The sequence below is a fragment of the Paraburkholderia hayleyella genome, from assembly GCF_009455685.1.
GTDB lineage: Bacteria > Pseudomonadota > Gammaproteobacteria > Burkholderiales > Burkholderiaceae > Paraburkholderia > Paraburkholderia hayleyella.
The window spans coordinates 1,124,934-1,141,137 of sequence record NZ_QPES01000001.1; the positions used below are offsets into that span (position 1 = coordinate 1,124,934).

8 protein-coding genes and 1 pseudogene are annotated in these 16,204 nt (G+C 63.2%); 6 read left to right on the forward strand and 3 right to left on the reverse strand.

What is annotated here, in order from left to right; genetic code table 11:
- Positions 1–93 precede the first annotated feature (93 nt).
- Together argH and GH657_RS05200 are read right to left on the reverse strand one after the other, a co-directional pair.
- Positions 94–1,497, reverse strand: coding sequence for an argininosuccinate lyase (argH, locus tag GH657_RS05195; RefSeq protein WP_153099734.1), 1,404 nt, complete (start codon positions 1,495–1,497; stop codon positions 94–96).
- 179 nt (positions 1,498–1,676) lie between these two features.
- Positions 1,677–2,483 (reverse strand): helix-turn-helix transcriptional regulator, encoded by an 807-nt coding sequence (locus GH657_RS05200; protein WP_153099735.1) that lies wholly within the window; start codon positions 2,481–2,483, stop codon positions 1,677–1,679.
- 166 nt (positions 2,484–2,649) lie between these two features.
- On the opposite strand from GH657_RS05200, the gene GH657_RS05205 reads away from it, so the two are divergent.
- The gene (locus tag GH657_RS05205; protein ID WP_153099736.1) at positions 2,650–3,414 is read left to right on the forward strand and encodes a class I SAM-dependent methyltransferase; all 765 of its coding nucleotides are present in this window, start codon (positions 2,650–2,652) and stop codon (positions 3,412–3,414) included.
- A 49-nt stretch (positions 3,415–3,463) separates the two neighbouring features.
- Here GH657_RS05205 and ppc read toward each other — a convergent pair whose 3' ends face one another.
- Positions 3,464–6,391, reverse strand: a complete 2,928-nt coding sequence (ppc, locus tag GH657_RS05210) for a phosphoenolpyruvate carboxylase (RefSeq protein ID WP_153099737.1) — start codon at positions 6,389–6,391, stop codon at positions 3,464–3,466.
- A 341-nt stretch (positions 6,392–6,732) separates the two neighbouring features.
- On the opposite strand from ppc, the gene hemC reads away from it, so the two are divergent.
- The 5 genes and pseudogenes from hemC (at position 6,733) to GH657_RS05235 (ending at position 16,118) form a co-directional block, all read left to right on the forward strand.
- Complete coding sequence (gene hemC / locus GH657_RS05215) at positions 6,733–7,770, forward strand: hydroxymethylbilane synthase (RefSeq protein ID WP_153099738.1); 1,038 nt, start codon at positions 6,733–6,735, stop codon at positions 7,768–7,770.
- Positions 7,767–9,919, forward strand: a pseudogene (hemDX, locus tag GH657_RS05220) (fused uroporphyrinogen-III synthase HemD/membrane protein HemX). The gene hemC and the pseudogene hemDX overlap by 4 nt, the downstream one beginning before the upstream one ends.
- A 2-nt stretch (positions 9,920–9,921) precedes the next feature.
- Positions 9,922–11,112 carry a heme biosynthesis protein HemY gene (locus tag GH657_RS05225; RefSeq protein ID WP_153099739.1) on the forward strand — a complete coding sequence of 397 codons (1,191 nt, stop codon included), beginning with the start codon at positions 9,922–9,924 and terminating at the stop codon, positions 11,110–11,112.
- Positions 11,113–11,161: 49 nt separating this feature from the next.
- On the forward strand, positions 11,162–12,346 hold the full coding sequence (hmpA, locus tag GH657_RS05230) for an NO-inducible flavohemoprotein (RefSeq protein WP_153099740.1): 1,185 nt from the start codon (positions 11,162–11,164) through the stop codon (positions 12,344–12,346).
- A 394-nt stretch (positions 12,347–12,740) separates the two neighbouring features.
- A complete protein-coding gene (locus GH657_RS05235; RefSeq protein WP_153099741.1) occupies positions 12,741–16,118 on the forward strand; it encodes an autotransporter outer membrane beta-barrel domain-containing protein in 3,378 nt (1,125 codons plus the stop codon).
- The last annotated feature ends 86 nt before the right edge of the window (positions 16,119–16,204 follow it).

A 16,204-nucleotide genomic window follows, 5' to 3' on the forward strand; every position in this document is an offset into this window, starting at 1 on the left:
GGGCTACCTGTATTGCAGGCAGGCCGCGCCGATACATCATGGCCGTCCGGCCCTTCAAGCCGCTTTAAAGCGGCTTGGTCACGGATGTCGCCATCACAACGCTTCGCGTGCGGCCTTGGCGGCTGCCAGCACTTGCGCGGGCGCAGTACCGCCCGGATGATTGCGGCTCGCTACCGAGCCCTCAAGCGTCAGATATTCGAACACCTCCGCGCCAATCAGGTGCGCGACGCCGGGTAACTCCGCGCGCATTTCTTCGAGCGTCAGCTCCGCCAGGTCGCATTGACGGGCCTCGCATACCCGCACGGCGCGTGCCACAGCTTCGTGAGCATCGCGGAACGCCAGCCCGCGCTTGACCAGATAATCCGCCAGATCGGTCGCTGTCGAAAACCCCTGCAAGGCGGCGGCACGCATCGCCTCGGGCTTGACGGTGATGCCCGCGACCATCTCGGCGAAAATGCGCAGCGTGTCCACGACCGTATCGACCGTGTCGAAGAGCGGTTCCTTGTCTTCCTGGTTGTCTTTGTTGTAGGCCAGCGGCTGCCCCTTCATCAGCGTCAGCAACGCCATCAGATGGCCATTGACGCGTCCGGTCTTGCCACGTGCCAGCTCGGGCACGTCGGGGTTTTTCTTTTGCGGCATGATCGACGAACCCGTGCAAAAACGGTCCGCCAGATCTATGAAGCCGACGCGCGGGCTCATCCACAGCACGAGCTCTTCGGCGAGGCGCGACACGTGGGTCATCACGAGGGCCGCCGCCGCCGTGAATTCAATGGCGAAATCACGGTCCGAGACGGCATCGAGCGAGTTTGCGCACAGGCCGTCAAAACCCAGCGTGCGCGCGACAGCGGCGCGGTCAATCGGATAGCTGGTTCCGGCGAGCGCCGCCGCGCCCAGCGGCAGGCGGTTCACCCGCTTGCGGCAGTCGCGCATGCGTTCGGTGTCGCGCGCGAACATCTCGACATAAGCCAGCAAGTGGTGACCGAAGGTCACCGGCTGCGCCACCTGCAAATGCGTGAAGCCCGGCATGATGGTCGCGGCGTGCTGTTGCGCGAGGTCGATCAGCGCGGCGCGCAGCGCCTTCAGCAGCGAGTCGATGCGGTCGATTTCACCGCGCAGCCACAGGCGGATATCGGTGGCCACCTGATCGTTACGCGAGCGGCCGGTATGCAGGCGTTTGCCCGCATCGCCGATCAGCGCGGTCAGACGGGCTTCGATATTCAGGTGCACATCTTCCAGATCGAGTTGCCAGTCGAATTCGCCTCGTTCGATTTCGCCGCGAATCTGCGCCATGCCTTGCTGGATAGCGGCGAGATCGTCGGCGCTGATGATCTTTTGCGCGGCCAGCATGGCGGCATGCGCGAGCGAGCCTTCGATATCCACGAGGCCGAGACGTTTGTCGAAAAACACCGACGACGTATAGCGTTTGACGAGATCCGACATGGGTTCGGAGAAACGGGCCGACCAGGCCTCGCCTTTTTTATGCAATTGGGACGTCATGATGGTGTGCCGTGAGCGTGAAGAGCGTGGCGCGTGCGAGAAATGTGATCCTGATCCGCGCGCGGTGAAAAAGAACAGGGCCGGCATTGCAGCCGGAAAGCCAGCAGCCGTAAAGCCGAAAGACAGCCGGAAAAACCGCCGATTTTACCATTGCGCCCAAGCCGCTGGCGTCTTGTGCGCTAGCGGCGTACCAGCACGACCAGCTTGAGATCTTCGCGCTGGGCGGGCTTGAACGTGATCTGGTCATACACCAGCCGGCCCTGGTCTGGATGGTTGAATTCGCGCCGGCCGCCTTCGCGCTCGCCCACGTCTTGCGAGGCCCAGAAGCGCGCAAAGGCTTCGCTTGTGGCGCTCAGCGTGTCGATCAGATTGCGTGTGGGGGCATCGTTCAGATGACGGATGCTGTCGGCGCGAAACTCCGCGACCAGGCGGCGCGCTCGTGTCTCCCAGTCGACAATCAGCGTTTGCGCGGCGGCTTCGGCGAAGGTGAAACGCAGCAAGTTGCGCTCGTGCGCGCCATCGAGCCAGCCGGTGAACAGCTCGGCGGCACGGGCATTCCATGCCAGCGCATTCCATTGACGATCGAGCACGTAGGCGGGCGCGGCAACGAGCTCGACGGTTTCGAGTAGCGCGGCGGGGGCATCGGCTGCTTCGGGGTCCGGCTCGGCGGGGTCGCGTTGCGCGGCGAGTTCGAATAAATAGGCACGCTCGGCGCGCGACAACTGTAATGCCACGGCGATGCGCGCGAGGGCATCGGCGGAGGCCGACACCGGGCGGCCCTGTTCAATCCACGTGTACCAGGTCGGGCTGACCCCGCACAGCTGCGCGACTTCCTCACGGCGCAGGCCCGGCGTGCGCCGCCGTGGGCCGGGCGGCAAGCCTGCCGCCTGAGGCGTCAGCCGCTCGCGGTGGGCGCGGATGAAGTCGCCCAGCGCGCTGGCTGAACCGTGGGAGACGAGATCGGGAGGGGGCGAGGCTGAAGTCATGAGCGGCGACAGGTAGTGTCGATACCAGAATAATTGCTTGTCTTGTACCGGTATTGAGGGCGGCCTATTGTAGCGGCAGCGGCTCGATGGCCCAGCGATGCAGCGATGCAGCGAGCCGCGGGCTCATGACACAAGGTCAACGACAAAACTGAAAACAGGAGTTCCCATGAAACATCACGATCAGGTTGCCGAAGCTTTTGGCGCGACCGCTGCCGCTTACCTTGCCAGCCCGGTGCACGCCACGGGTGCGGACCTGCGCACGCTGGCTGAGGCGATCGCCACGACCCCCGATGCTGTGGTGCTCGACATGGGCTGTGGCGCGGGGCACGCCAGTTTTGCCGTTGCGCCGCACGCCGCCTCGGTGGTCGCGTATGACATCGCGCCGCCGATGCTGGCCACGGTGGCGGCCGCCGCGCGCGAGCGGGGTTGCGACAACATTCGCACGCAGCAGGGCGCGGCGGAGCAGTTGCCGTTTGCCGCCGCTTCGTTTGACTGGGTGATCAGCCGGATGAGTGCGCATCACTGGCGCGACGTGGGTGCCGCGCTTGCTGAAGTGCGGCGCGTGCTGAAGCCCGGCGGACGGGTGTTGTTCGTCGATATCGCGGGCCATGACGAGCCACTCTTCGACACGCATCTGCAAGCGGTCGAACTGTTGCGCGATGGCTCACACATTCGCAACTACCGGGCGAACGAATGGCTCGCGTTCTTTGCCGCAGCCGGGATGGTGGCGAATGTGCGGCAGCGCTGGCGCTTGCCGCTTGAATTCGCGGCCTGGGTGGCGCGCATGCGCACGCCCGAGCCGCGCGTGGTGGCCATTCGCTCGCTGTGGGCCAGCGCTCCAGACGAAGTGCGGCAGTACTACGCGGTCGCGGACGATGGTTCGTTCGAACTTGACGCGCTGCTGCTTGAAGCGCGCCTTGCCACGCCGTGAAAGACGGGCCTGACGCACTCCTGGCCGAATTTGGCCTGGCCACTCACCGCTAACCGGTATTGCGCAGCCCCGCCGCGATGCCGTTGATGGTCAGGTGAATCCCGCGCTCAAGGCGCGGGTTGCGCTCACCCGCGCGATGGCGTTTGAGGAGTTCCACCTGCAGGTGATTGAGCGGATCGAGATACGGAAAGCGGTTCTTGATCGAGCGCGCCAGCAAGGGGTTATCGGCGAGCCGTTCGGTTTTGCCGGTAATTTCGGCCAGCGCGAGCGAGGTACGTTCCCACTCCGCGACGATGCGGCCGAACACTTGTTGCCGCAGCTTTTTGTCCGCGACGAGCTGCGCATAGCGTGATGCCACGGCCAGATCAGTCTTGGCCAGCACCATGTCCATGTTCGACAGCAGGTTCGAGAAGAACGGCCAGGTTTTGTGCATTTTCTTGAGCTGCGCCAGGCGGCGGTTCCGTTCGGTGGCGTCGGGCGCTTCATCCAGATGAGCCGTAATGGCGCTGCCAAAGCCATACCAGCCAGTGAGCAGCAAGCGGCACTGGCCCCATGAGAAACCCCAGGGAATCGCTCGCAGGTCTTCGATGCGGCGCTGCTTCGGGTCTTGCAGCTTGCGCGATGCCGGACGGCTGCCGATGTTGAGCGCAGCGATCTCGGCGATGGGCGTGGACGAGAAAAAATAATCGGTAAAGCCAGGCGTTTCGTACACCAGCGCGCGGTAGGCCGCCATCGCGGTATCGGACAGGCTTTGCATGGTGGCTTCGAACGCGGGCAATTGCGCGGGCGTATTGCCACTCGGCAGAAGCGAGGCTTCGAGCGTCGCAGCAACCACGGTTTCGAGATTGCGCCGGCCGATCTCCGGGTTGCCGAACTTGCTGGCGATGACTTCGCCTTGTTCGGTCAGGCGAATCTGGCCGTCGACCGTGCCCGGCGGTTGCGACAGGATGGCCTGATAAGTCGGGCCGCCACCGCGTCCGACGGTGCCGCCACGGCCATGAAACAGCCGCAGCGTGACGCCGTGCTGGCTGAAGAGTGACACCAGCGCGAGCTCGGCGCGATATAGCTCCCAGCTCGACGTGAGAAAACCGCCATCCTTGTTGCTATCCGAATAGCCCAGCATGACTTCCTGCTCGCCGCCCTGGGCCTCGATGAGCGCTTTCATGCCGGGCAGCGCCATCAGTTCGCCCATGATGTGCTGCGCGGCGCGCAAGTCGGGGATCGTCTCGAACAGCGGAATCACCATCAGGCCTGCCTGGGCGGGTTCGCCCGGGTCGCCGAGACGCCCTTGCAGCAAGCCCGTTTCTTTTTGCAGCAGCATGACTTCGAGCAGATCGCTGACGCTTTCGGTATGCGAAATGATGTAGTTGCGCACGGCACGCGCGCCGAACTGCTCACGCGTTTGGCGCGCGGCTTCGAGGATGTCCAGTTCGCTTTGCGCCAGCGGCGAATAGTCGAGCCAGGGCGAGCGCAGCGGCCTGGCTTGCGCGAGTTCGGCAAGCAGCACGCGCTGTTTCGCGGCCTCATCCAGCGCGGCGTAATGCGCTTCAACCCCCGCGCGTTGCAGCAGCTCGGCGATCACGCTTTCGTGAATGTCCGAACTCTGGCGCAAGTCGATGCTCGCCAGATGGAAGCCAAAGACTTCGGCGGCACGCATCAGCGGCGCGAGCCGGGGGGTGGCCAGCGATGCGCCATGATGCGCGGCGAGCGAATCGACCAGCACTTGCAGATCGGCAGTGAACGCCGTGGCATCAGCGTAAGGCGTGGCGTCGTGCGCGACGTCCAGCATGGCGCGGGCCTCTGTGCCGAGCCGCATGCGGGCGCTGGCGGCAAGACGTGCATAGACGCCGATTAGCGCCCGCCGATAAGGTTCATCGACACGATGGGGCGAGGTATCCGGTGATGCTTCGGCGAGCGCCTGAAGGGCATCGCTCGCGCCCGCCAGCAGGTTCGAGACCGACAGCTCCGCACCGAGCGCATGCACCTGTTGCAAATAGTGTTCGAAGATCACCGCGGCCTGGCGGGTGATCGCGCGTTTGAGCGTCGCGGCATCGACATTGGGATTGCCATCGCGGTCACCGCCGATCCAGCTTCCCATCTGCAAGAAAGGTGCGAGCCGGGTGCCCAGGCCGTGTTCAGCCAGCGTGGCTTCGAGGCCCGCGTAGAGCGCCGGGATCTCGCTGAGGAAGGTGGCGTGGTAGTACGACAGCGCGTTTTCGATTTCATCGTCCACGGTGAGGCGCGCATCGCGCAGCATGCGGGTTTGCCAGAGCGAGGTCACGCGGGCGCGCAGCATGGTTTCGTTGTGCGCGCGCTCGGTGAGGGTGAGCGGCTGATCGCGCTCCGCCAGCAGACGGGCGATGTCGTGCTGCGCATCGAGAATGCTCTTGCGTTGCACTTCGGTGGGGTGGGCGGTCAGCACGGGCATGATCAGTGCCGCCGCGAAAAATTGTTGCAGCGCAGGTGGGGTGGCCACGTCGGCGCGCTTCAGGCGCGCCAGCGTGTAACCGATGGTGCCCGCCTGAGAGGCCGAGCCGGCCAGCGCATGAATCCGATGGCGCCGGTTGCGATGGCGGTCTTCGGCGATATTCGCCAGATGCGAGAAATAGCTAAAGGCACGAACCACGCTGACGGTTTGCTCAGGGCTCAGCGAGCGCAGCTTCTTTTCGAGTGCGAGCGCGGCGTCGCTATCGTCTTCGCGGCGAAAGCGCACGGCGGTCTGACGGATCGTTTCGACGACTTCATAGACGGCTTCGCCTTCCTGCTCGCGTACGACATCGCCAAGTAGCCGTCCCAGGTAGCGGATGTCCTGGAAGAGCGGCTGATCCTTGTTGTCGCGGGTCCGGCTGAGCGGCTTCTGTACAGCGGGCACGTCAGGCGGAGCGGATGGCATGACGGCGGCGTGGGCTGGCTGGAAGTCGGGGGAAGCCGTTGCGGTAGCGCGGCGGGCAGGGCGCGCCGGTCGGGAAGACGTCACGATGAAGTTCCTCAGTAAAGCCAGAGCAGGTGGATGGATGAACTGCGATTACGTGAGACATGAGGCGTGAGACGTGAAGGCTGAAACTGCGCTCGCCGGGGAAGGCCCGGCGAGCGTCCGTTGCAATGCGGGCGAGACTGCGGCAAAACGCCCCCGGGTTGGTCGCCGGAGAAGCGCTCCAGGGGTTGCCAAAGCGCTTGCGCAATGGTCTCGCAGCGGCTTCCAGCGGGGCGCTGACCGGTGCCCCGGCAAGCCGGGATGGGCGTGGCCAAGGCTCGGATACAGCGCGAGCGCATGCTAACATTGCCGACCCTTCCTTCTTGTCATTTGACCTTCCTGCCATGACTTCCGAGACGCTTCCAACGCCTCCCAGGACGCTTGTGATTGCTTCAAGAGAAAGCCGTCTCGCACTCTGGCAGGCTGAACATGTGCGAGATGCGTTGCGCCAGCGCTATCCGGCTTGCGACGTGCAAATTCTGGGCATGACAACCCGTGGCGACCAGATTCTCGACCGTACGTTGTCGAAGGTTGGCGGCAAGGGGTTGTTCGTCAAGGAACTGGAAAACGCGCTGGCCGATGGTCGCGCCGATCTGGCGGTGCATTCGCTCAAGGATGTGCCGATGGAGCTGCCGCCCGGTTTTGCCCTCCCGGTCATCTTGCCGCGCGACGATCCGCGCGATGCATTTGTCTCCCCGCACTGGCCGAATCTGGCGGCGCTGCCTGCCGGCAGCGTGGTCGGCACCTCTAGCCTGCGCCGCGAAGCGATGGTGCGTGCCCGTTATCCACATCTCGTCGTCCAGCCTTTGCGCGGCAATCTCGATACCCGCCTCTCCAAGCTCGACCGTGGCGATTACGCGGGCATCATCCTCGCGGCGGCGGGTTTGAAACGGCTTGGGCTGACTGAGCGCATCCGTACCGTGCTCGAAGCGCATGACAGTTTGCCCGCTGCGGCACAGGGCGCACTCGGCATCGAAATTGCGGCGGCGCGTACCGATCTCGCGGCCTGGCTGGCACCCTTGCACCATGAGCCGAGCGCGCTAGCCGTATTGGCCGAGCGTGCGGTGTCGCGCATGCTCGGTGGCAGTTGCGAAGTGCCGTTGGCGGCTTACGCGCAGTGGCAGGCACACGTGCTGCATTTGCGCGGCAGCGTGGCGTTGCCCGATGGCCGGCGCGTGCTGAGCGCCGCAGCGTCCGCCACGGTGACAAACGCCGCCGAAGCGGACGCGCTGGGCCGTGCTGTCGCGGCCGATCTGGTGGCGCAGGGCGCGTTCGAAATCGTGCAAGCGCTGGGCGTGACCGGTGCCCGCGATTCCGCTGCATCGGCCGGTTCAACTGATTCACCTGATTCTGATTCACCCAGCCCGGCAGGCGCGGCATGAGCGCCGCGGCTCGCGGGAGCGTTCACGATCAGCCGCCCGCGGCGGTTTTCACGGCGGTGTTGACGCGTCCGGCTGGCAGTTCCGCGGCGCTGGCGGCGCGACTCAAAGACGGCGGGGCGGCTGTTCTCGAGTTTCCCCTGATCGACGTGGCGAGCGCCAACGATCTCGCTCCGTTGCGCGCGGCGCTCGGGCGGCTCGAGCGTTACGCGCTGGTGGTGTTCGTCTCGCCGAATGCGGTTGATTACGCCTTCGCCCAGTACGACGCAATCTGGCCGCATGCGTTGCCGCTTGCGGTGGTCGGCCCCGGCAGCGTGGCGGCGCTGGCGCGGCATGGCATCACGACACCGGCTTACCGGGTGATCAGCCCGCCGCTCGACGCGCCGGATGACGACGCCCGTTTCGATTCCGAGGCGCTGTTTGCCGCGCTCGAAGCCGAATGCGGCAAACAGGGGTTCGAGGGCCGCCCGGTGCTGATCGTGCGCGGTGATGGCGGACGCGAATGGCTGGCGCAGCGGCTCGGCGAAGCCGGCGCTCAGGTCGAGGCCGTGACGGCTTACCGCCGCCTCATGCCTGAACCGTCGATCGATGCCTGGGAGCAGGTTCACGCGCTGCTCGCGGGAGCGCCGCACGCCTGGTTGCTGACTAGCTCTGAAGGCGTGCGCAATCTGCACGAACTGGCGCAGTCGCACTTGAGCGCCGGTGAATGCGCGGCACTCAAGCGCGCGCATTTCGTGACCTCTCATCCGCGTATCGCCGATACGGCGCGCGCATTGGGTTTTGATAGGATGACGCTGGCTGGCGCGGGCGATGAACGTATTGCCCGTGCCCTGCTTTCTTTCGCGCCTTCGTCTTCCATTGCTCCTTCCGTTGTTCAACCGGTAACGTCCAACCCGGCACACGCTCGCATGACTGACTCGAATATTTCCCCGAACGGCCCGGCTTCGCCCCCCCTCCGGTTGTCGCCGCGGCGCCTGATACGTCCAGCGCGTCCAGCGCCGCGCGTCCATCGAATTCACCCCAACCTCCCAGCGGCGCTGGTGGTTCCAGTCCACCGGCGCCGCCGCGTGCGGCTGCCGAGGCACGCGGTGAGGCACGCGGTGAGGCACCCGGTGAGGCACCCGGTGAGGCACCCAAACGCAACGCGGGCTCGCCGCTGCTGTGGCTGGTCATCGTGGTGCTGGCCTGTGCCGCTGGCGTGGGCGGGGTTGCCCTTAACCGCAAGATGATCCGGCTTGACCAGCAACTGACCCATCGTCAGCAGGTCAACGACGTGCAAACCACCGAGCTGCGCACCAAGGCCGAACAGGCGCTGACGAGCGTGCGTCAGGCCGAGACCCAGATGTCGCAGATCGGCACGCGCCTCGCGGATGCGCAAGGCGCGCAGCAGGCGCTGCAACAGCAATACGCCAGTCTCGCCCATAACCGTGACGACTGGACCTTTGCCGAAGTAGGACAAATGCTCGCCAGCGCGAGCGAGCAGTTGCAACTAACAGGCAACACCAAACTGGCGCTGTTCGCGCTGCAAAGCGCCGATATGCGCCTTGCCGCCACGGAAGGCGCGCAGGCATTGGCCGTGCGCCGTGCCATCGCGCACGACATCGACAAGCTCAAGGCCGCACCTGTGGCTGATCTGACGGGCATGGCGATCAAGCTTGATAACGCGGTCGCGCTCGTCGACGAACTGCCGCTGAGTGGTGAAGCGCCGCTAGGTCACACCGTGCCCCATGCCGCGACGCCCGCGGATAGCGCGAAGGTTGCTGCCGCGACCGGCTTGCCGCGCTGGCGGGTCTGGTGGCAAGAGTTTGCCTCGGGTGTGGGGCAGCAACTGCGCAGCCTGGTGCAGGTGCGCCGTATAGACCATGCCGATGCGATGCTCGTGGCGCCCGATCAGGGTTACTTCGTGCGCGAAAACATCAAACTGCGTTTGCTGTCAGCGCGGCTGGCGTTGCTGGCGCGCAATCCGGTCACGCTCAAATCCGATCTGCAGGCAGCCGATGCCGCGCTCGCCCGTTACTTCGATGCCAGCGCCAAACGCACCCAGACCGTGCGCGGCCTGGTGCAGCAGGTGCAAGCCGGATCCGCGGGGGTTGAGGTGCCGAACCTCGATGGCAGCATGCAAGCGGTGCAGCAATACCGCAGCCGGGGTTAATCATGACAATCCGGGGACTCCTCTGGCTGGCTATCCTGTTCGCGGTGGCCGTGGCGCTGGCCACCGTTGGGCGTTTCGATATGGGGCAGGTGCTGTTTGTCTATCCGCCCTATCGCGTCGATCTGTCGATGAACCTCTTCGTTGTGGGGCTCGTCGTGCTGTTCATCGTGCTTTATATGCTGCTGCGCATTCTGCGCAATATCTGGCGCATGCCGCGGCGAGTGGCGGCTTATCGCGCCCGTGCCCGCGTGACGAAAGCTCATGCGGCGTTGCGCGATGCGATCAGCAACCTGTATGCGGGACGTTTTTCGCGGGCCGAAAAATCAGCGCGCGAGGCGCTGGCCGATGCAGGTAACAAGGGTGCGGCGGGCCTGATCGCGGCCAATGCGGCGCACAAGCTGCACGAGTACGGGCGCCGCGACGAATGGCTGGCGCAGATTCACGAGGCTGACTGGCAGGACGCACGTTTGATGGCCACCGCTGACATGCGCGTCGATGCGCATGACGCCGATGGCGCACTGGCTGCGCTGTCGGAGCTGCCCGCGTCGGGCTCGCGCCGCATTCACGCGCAGCACATCGCGCTGCGTGCGCAACAGCAGCTCAAGGCTTGGGGCGAAGTGCTGAAACTGGTGCGGATGCTGGAAAAACGCGATGCGCTTCATCCCGCCGCGGCGGTGCGCTTGCGCCAGCTTGCGGCGGAGAACCTGTTGCGTGAGCGCCGCCATAACGCGGATGCGTTGCTTGAACTATGGCATTCGCTGTCGGCCGTCGAGCGTCATTCGCCCCGGCTGGCCGATTTGGCTGCCGAATTGCTGGTGGTGCTGAACCGTCCGCAAGAGGCGCGCAAGATCGTCGAGGAAGCGTTGGCGCATAACTGGGATGCCCGTTTGCTGCGCCGTTATCCCGAGACCGCGGGCGGCGATGCATTGCCCCTGATTCAAAAAGCCGAAGGCTGGAAAAAGAGCCATCCGGACGATGCCGATCTGCTGTTCGCGCTGGGCCGCCTGTGCCTGCATCAGCAACTGTGGGGCAAGGCGCAATCGTTCCTTGAAATGGCACTCAAGCTGGCGGATAACGAACCTTTGAAAATTCGCTCGCATCGCGCACTGGCGCGGTTACACGAGCAACTGGGTGATGCCGCGAAGGCTGGCGAGCATTACCGGGAAAGCGCGCTGGCGATGCATATCGTGTGAGGCGCATTACTGAGAGAGTAAAGAGTAAAAAGTAAGGAGGGTTTCAATCATGCTTTCTGCGGAACATCGTGAGATTGTCAAAGCAACCGTGCCATTTCTTGAGGCTGGCGGTGAAGCGCTAGCTACGCATTTCTACGGTTTGATGTTGCGTGAATATCCGGAGGTTCGTCCGCTCTTCAATCAGACCAACCAGGCCAGCGGCGCACAACCCCGTGCGCTGGCTCACAGTGTGTTGATGTACGCACGCCATATCGACCACCTTGAAAAACTCGGTGATCTGGTGGCGCAAATCGTCAACAAGCACGTCTCGCTGAATGTCTTGCCCGAGCACTATCCGATCGTTGGTGAGTGTCTGTTGCGTTCGATTCGTGAAGTACTCGGCAAGGACATTGCGACCGATGCGGTGATAGAAGCGTGGACCGCGGCCTATCAGCAGCTTGCCGGGCTGCTGATCGGTATTGAAGAGCAGAACTACGCCGCGAAAGAACATGCGCCAGGCGGCTGGCGAGGCACGCGGCGCTTTCGCCTCGCACGGAAGGTGAAAGAGAGCGACGAAATCACCTCGTTTTATCTGGTGCCCGAGGATGGCGGTGCGCTACTCGATTTCCAACCGGGTCAGTACATCGGTTTGCGGCTCGTCATTGACGGCGAGGAGGTGCGCCGCAATTACTCGTTATCGGCGGCCGCGAACGGCCAGGAATACCGCATCAGCGTGAAGCGTGAGCCCAATGGCCGGGTTTCGACGTATTTGCATGAACAACTGGGTGAGGGCGACATCATCGAACTCTTTGCGCCATCCGGTGAGTTCCAGCTCAAACCGGGCACGAAGCCGCTGGTGCTGATTGGCGGAGGCGTTGGCGTGACGCCGTTGCTGGCGATGCTGCAAACGGCGGCGGCTGCCGCGCCGCGCCCGATTTACTTCATTCATGCGGCGCGCAACGGTGGGGTTCAGGCGTTTCGGAATAAAGTTGAAGAGCTCGCAGCCCACGTACCACAACTCAAGCGCTTTTACTGTTATGAGAAGCCGCGCCAGACGGATGCAGAGGCAGATGCGACAGGCTTGATCGATGAAGCGTTGCTGGCGCAGTGGTTACCGCAATCGCGCGATGTCGAGGCGTACTTCGTGGGGCCGGCTGCATTTATGAAAGCGATGAAAAAATATCTGAAATCGCTTGGCGTGCCCGAGTCTCAAACCCACTACGAGTTTTTTGGCCCGGCAGCAGCGCTGGAATAAGCCGCGCTGGAATAAGCCGCGAGGCGGACACGGATAGATTTCCGTTTTATGGTTTTCAGGTCCGCCTGCGGCAGGCGTTTCATCAAATATGCCCGGATTGCCGCAATGATAATCCGGGCAATGATGCAAATAGCTTTTATTGCTATCGCAGCACATAAAAATAAGCATCCAGGGCAAACGACAATAACCCATGCCACTGAAGCCACTGAAAAATGCGGGTCTCGCCGTTAATCAAAATGGCTTGCCCAGTATTGTTCGATAAATAAATTCAGACGAATAAGTAATTGAAAATAAATCATTAAAATTATTCTTGTAGTTATTTTGAAATAAATGATATACAAGTCGCCAGTTTTACCGATTGACTTCAAAACATAAGTGAATGATCGGATTGAACATGACGAAAAAAATCAAAGTGGCTGGAATTGGCGGAGTCATCCTGTTCATGGGCGCCGTACCGTCCAGCGCCGGGGCCGCCTGTACGAACCCAGTACCGGGCAGCAACACGACGGTGAACTGCTCAGGCAGCGGCATTTCGTCAGTGAACGCGGCGAGCGGCAGTTCGGGTGTGACGATCAACATCGATGCAGGCGCAACCGGCAATTACACGCTGCCGGGCACGACCACGCCTTTTACCGTCGATTCCACGAGTGCGATCACGAACAACGGCAAGCTGTCGATGTCGGGCGACGGTACGGGTTTTACACAACGTGGCGCGGTACTGCTCGGCGTGCATGACGGCAATACGATAACCAATGGCGTGTCGGGTGTGATTGCCACGACGGGCGCCTACAGTGATGGCATAGCCGCCAATGGTCACGACAACACACTCGTCAATCACGGCACGATCACGACCCAGGGCAATAACTCATACGGCATGACAGCTGCATGGGGGCAGGTCAACTCGGGTGCGGCGGACAATACGATCACCAACACCGGAACGGTTTTAACCTCGGGCAGCAATGCGCGCGCTGTGTCGATTCTTGGCGGCAGTAGCACGATCAACAACAGTGGCACGATGAATGCGAGCGGCCGCGATGCCACGGCCGTCTACATGCAGGGCAACAATGACACGCTGATCAACAGCGGCACAATCGAGAGCACGGGCACCGTATCGGGCAGCGGCAACGTTGATGCGGTGGTGTCGAACACCGTCAGCGGTTTGTTTACCGCGACGATCACAAACCTGGCCGGCGGCAAGATCATCAGCAACAACGGCATCGGCGTGCGCTCGACCAACGGCAACACAACCATCACCAACGCGGGGCTGATTCAGGGCGGTGACGGCACCGCGATCAAGGGCGGTAACGGCAACGTGACGCTGATCCTGCAGACAGGCTCGCAGATTATCGGCGCGGCCGAAGGTGGGCGTGGCGCCAACACCGTGACGTTGCAGGGCTCGGGCACGGCATCAAACGCATTCACGGATTTCCAGAGCCTGACGATGGAGGGCGCTGACTGGACATGGGCGGGCACGGGAACGTTTTCAAACGCGCTCGTGCAAAGCGGCACGCTCAATCTCACGGGCATGCTGGGCACCACGACAGCATCGGTCATGGCGACGGTGAACGCCGGCGCAACCTTGCAGGCGAATGCCTCGAACTTGCCGCTGTCGGTCACCAGCAACGGGCTTGTACGCTTCCAGCAGGACACGACCGGCACCTATGCGGGCACCCTCCTTGGCAACGGTGCTGTCGAGAAGACGGGCACGGGCACATTGACGCTTACGCCCACCGCAGCCGGCGGCAACAGCTACACGGGCGGCACAACGATCACGCAGGGCACGCTGGTGGTTGCGACCGATCATGCGCTGGGCGCACAGTCGGGCGGCCTCACGTTCAATGGCGGCACGCTGCGGTTCGGCCAGACGTTCAACCTGACCGCGGAGCGCGCGGTGTCCATCACGTCGAACAACGGCACGATTGATACACAGGGCTTTAATTCGGCGATTGCGCAGAACATCACGGGCACGGGTTCGCTGACGAAGCAGGGCAGCGGCACGCTGACGCTGAATGGCGCGAACAGCTACGCAGGCGGCACGAACGTGAATGCAGGTAGCGTGATCGTTGGCGATGGCACGAGCGCATCGGCTGCCCTGGGCGGCAGCGGCCCCGTGAGGGTCGCGTCGGGCGCGACGCTTGGCGGCTACGGCCGCGTCACGGGCAACGTGACGAACAACGGCACGATTGTCGTGGCGAATGCCTTTACGAGCCTCGCCAGCGGGGCTGCGGGCAACTTCGGGATCAACGGCAACCTGATAAACGCGGGGCTCGTGCAACTGGGTGGCCGGGGCGTTGGCAACACGCTAACGGTTGCGGGCAACTATGTCGGGCAGAACGCAGCGATTGCGCTGAATACCTATCTGGCGGGTGACGGTGCGGCATCTGACAAGCTGATCGTCAGTGGCGGCAACGCAAGCGGTAGCAGCATGCTGAAGGTGACGAACGTCGGTGGTCCTGGTGCACAGACGACAGGTAACGGCATCCAGGTTGTGCAGGTGATGAATGGCGCAACGACGGGTACCGGTGCATTCGCGTTGTCGGGTGGAGCGGTCAGTGCCGGGGCCTATAAGTACTTCCTCGCCAAGGGTGGAGTGTCCGGTGGCACGGGTAACAACTGGTACCTGCGCAACACGATTCCGTCGGCGCCCTCTCCACCTCCACCTGTGATACCGCCTACACCGCCTGTAACGCCACCCGTGACGCCACCCGTGACGCCACCTGTAACGCCGCCTGTCACACCCATCGTCACGGGAGAAGGCACGCCTGATTCGATCGTCAATGCCGTCGAGCAGGCGAAACCGGATGCGAATCAGGTGCCTGTCTATCGTCCTGAAGTCCCGCTGTACGCGGAAGCGCCGGCCGTCGCGCGCCAGCTCGGCCTGCTGCAGATCGACACGTTCCACGAGCGCCAGGGTGAACAGTCGTTGCTCACCGAAAAGGGCTCGGTGCCCGCATCGTGGGTGCGCACTTGGGGCGGGCATAGCGACATCCAGCAAAAAGGCGAGGTGAACCCCTCGTTCGACGGCACGGTCTGGGGCACGCAAATTGGGCAGGAACTATACGCGGACAACCGGCCAGGCGGACAGCGTAATCACTACGGCTTTCTTCTCGGGTTCTCGCGTGCGGTGGGGGACGCCAAGGGTTTCGCGCTTGCGCAACCCGATCTCGATGTCGGTTCGTTGCAGGTCAATGCGTACAACCTGGGCGGCTACTGGACGCATATCGGCCCGGGAGGCTGGTACACGGACGCTGTCGTGATGGGCAGCGCGCTAACGGTGCGCACGCATTCGAATGACAACGTGAGCGGTTCGACGAATGGCAACGCGTTCACCGGCTCGCTCGAAGCGGGTCTGCCTATTGCGCTTGGCTATGGGCTCACGCTTGAGCCGCAGGCGCAACTGGTGTGGCAGTACCTCGCGCTTGAGCGGTTCAACGATGGCGTATCGGACGTCACGTGGAATAACGGTAATACCTTCCTCGGCCGGATTGGCGCACGGCTGCAATGGGCGTTCAGCGCGAACGGCGTCGACTGGATGCCGTATCTGCGCATGAATGTACTGCGCTCGTTCGGCGTGAACGACAAGACGACGTTTAGCGGCACGACGACGCTCGGCACGCAGGTCGGGCAGACGGCCGGACAAATCGGCGTCGGGCTTGCCGCGCAGTTGACGAAGCGCGGCAGCATGTATGTGACGTTCAGCTATCTGACGAACCTGGGCGGTGAGCACCAGCGCACGATAACGGGAAATGGCGGCGTGCGCTGGGCATGGTGAACGCTGGCTGAATCCGGTGTCGGCTGTCGTGGCTGCAAAGGGAGGGGGAAAGAACCCCAACAACCCAAAGGACGCAAAAAAGCCCG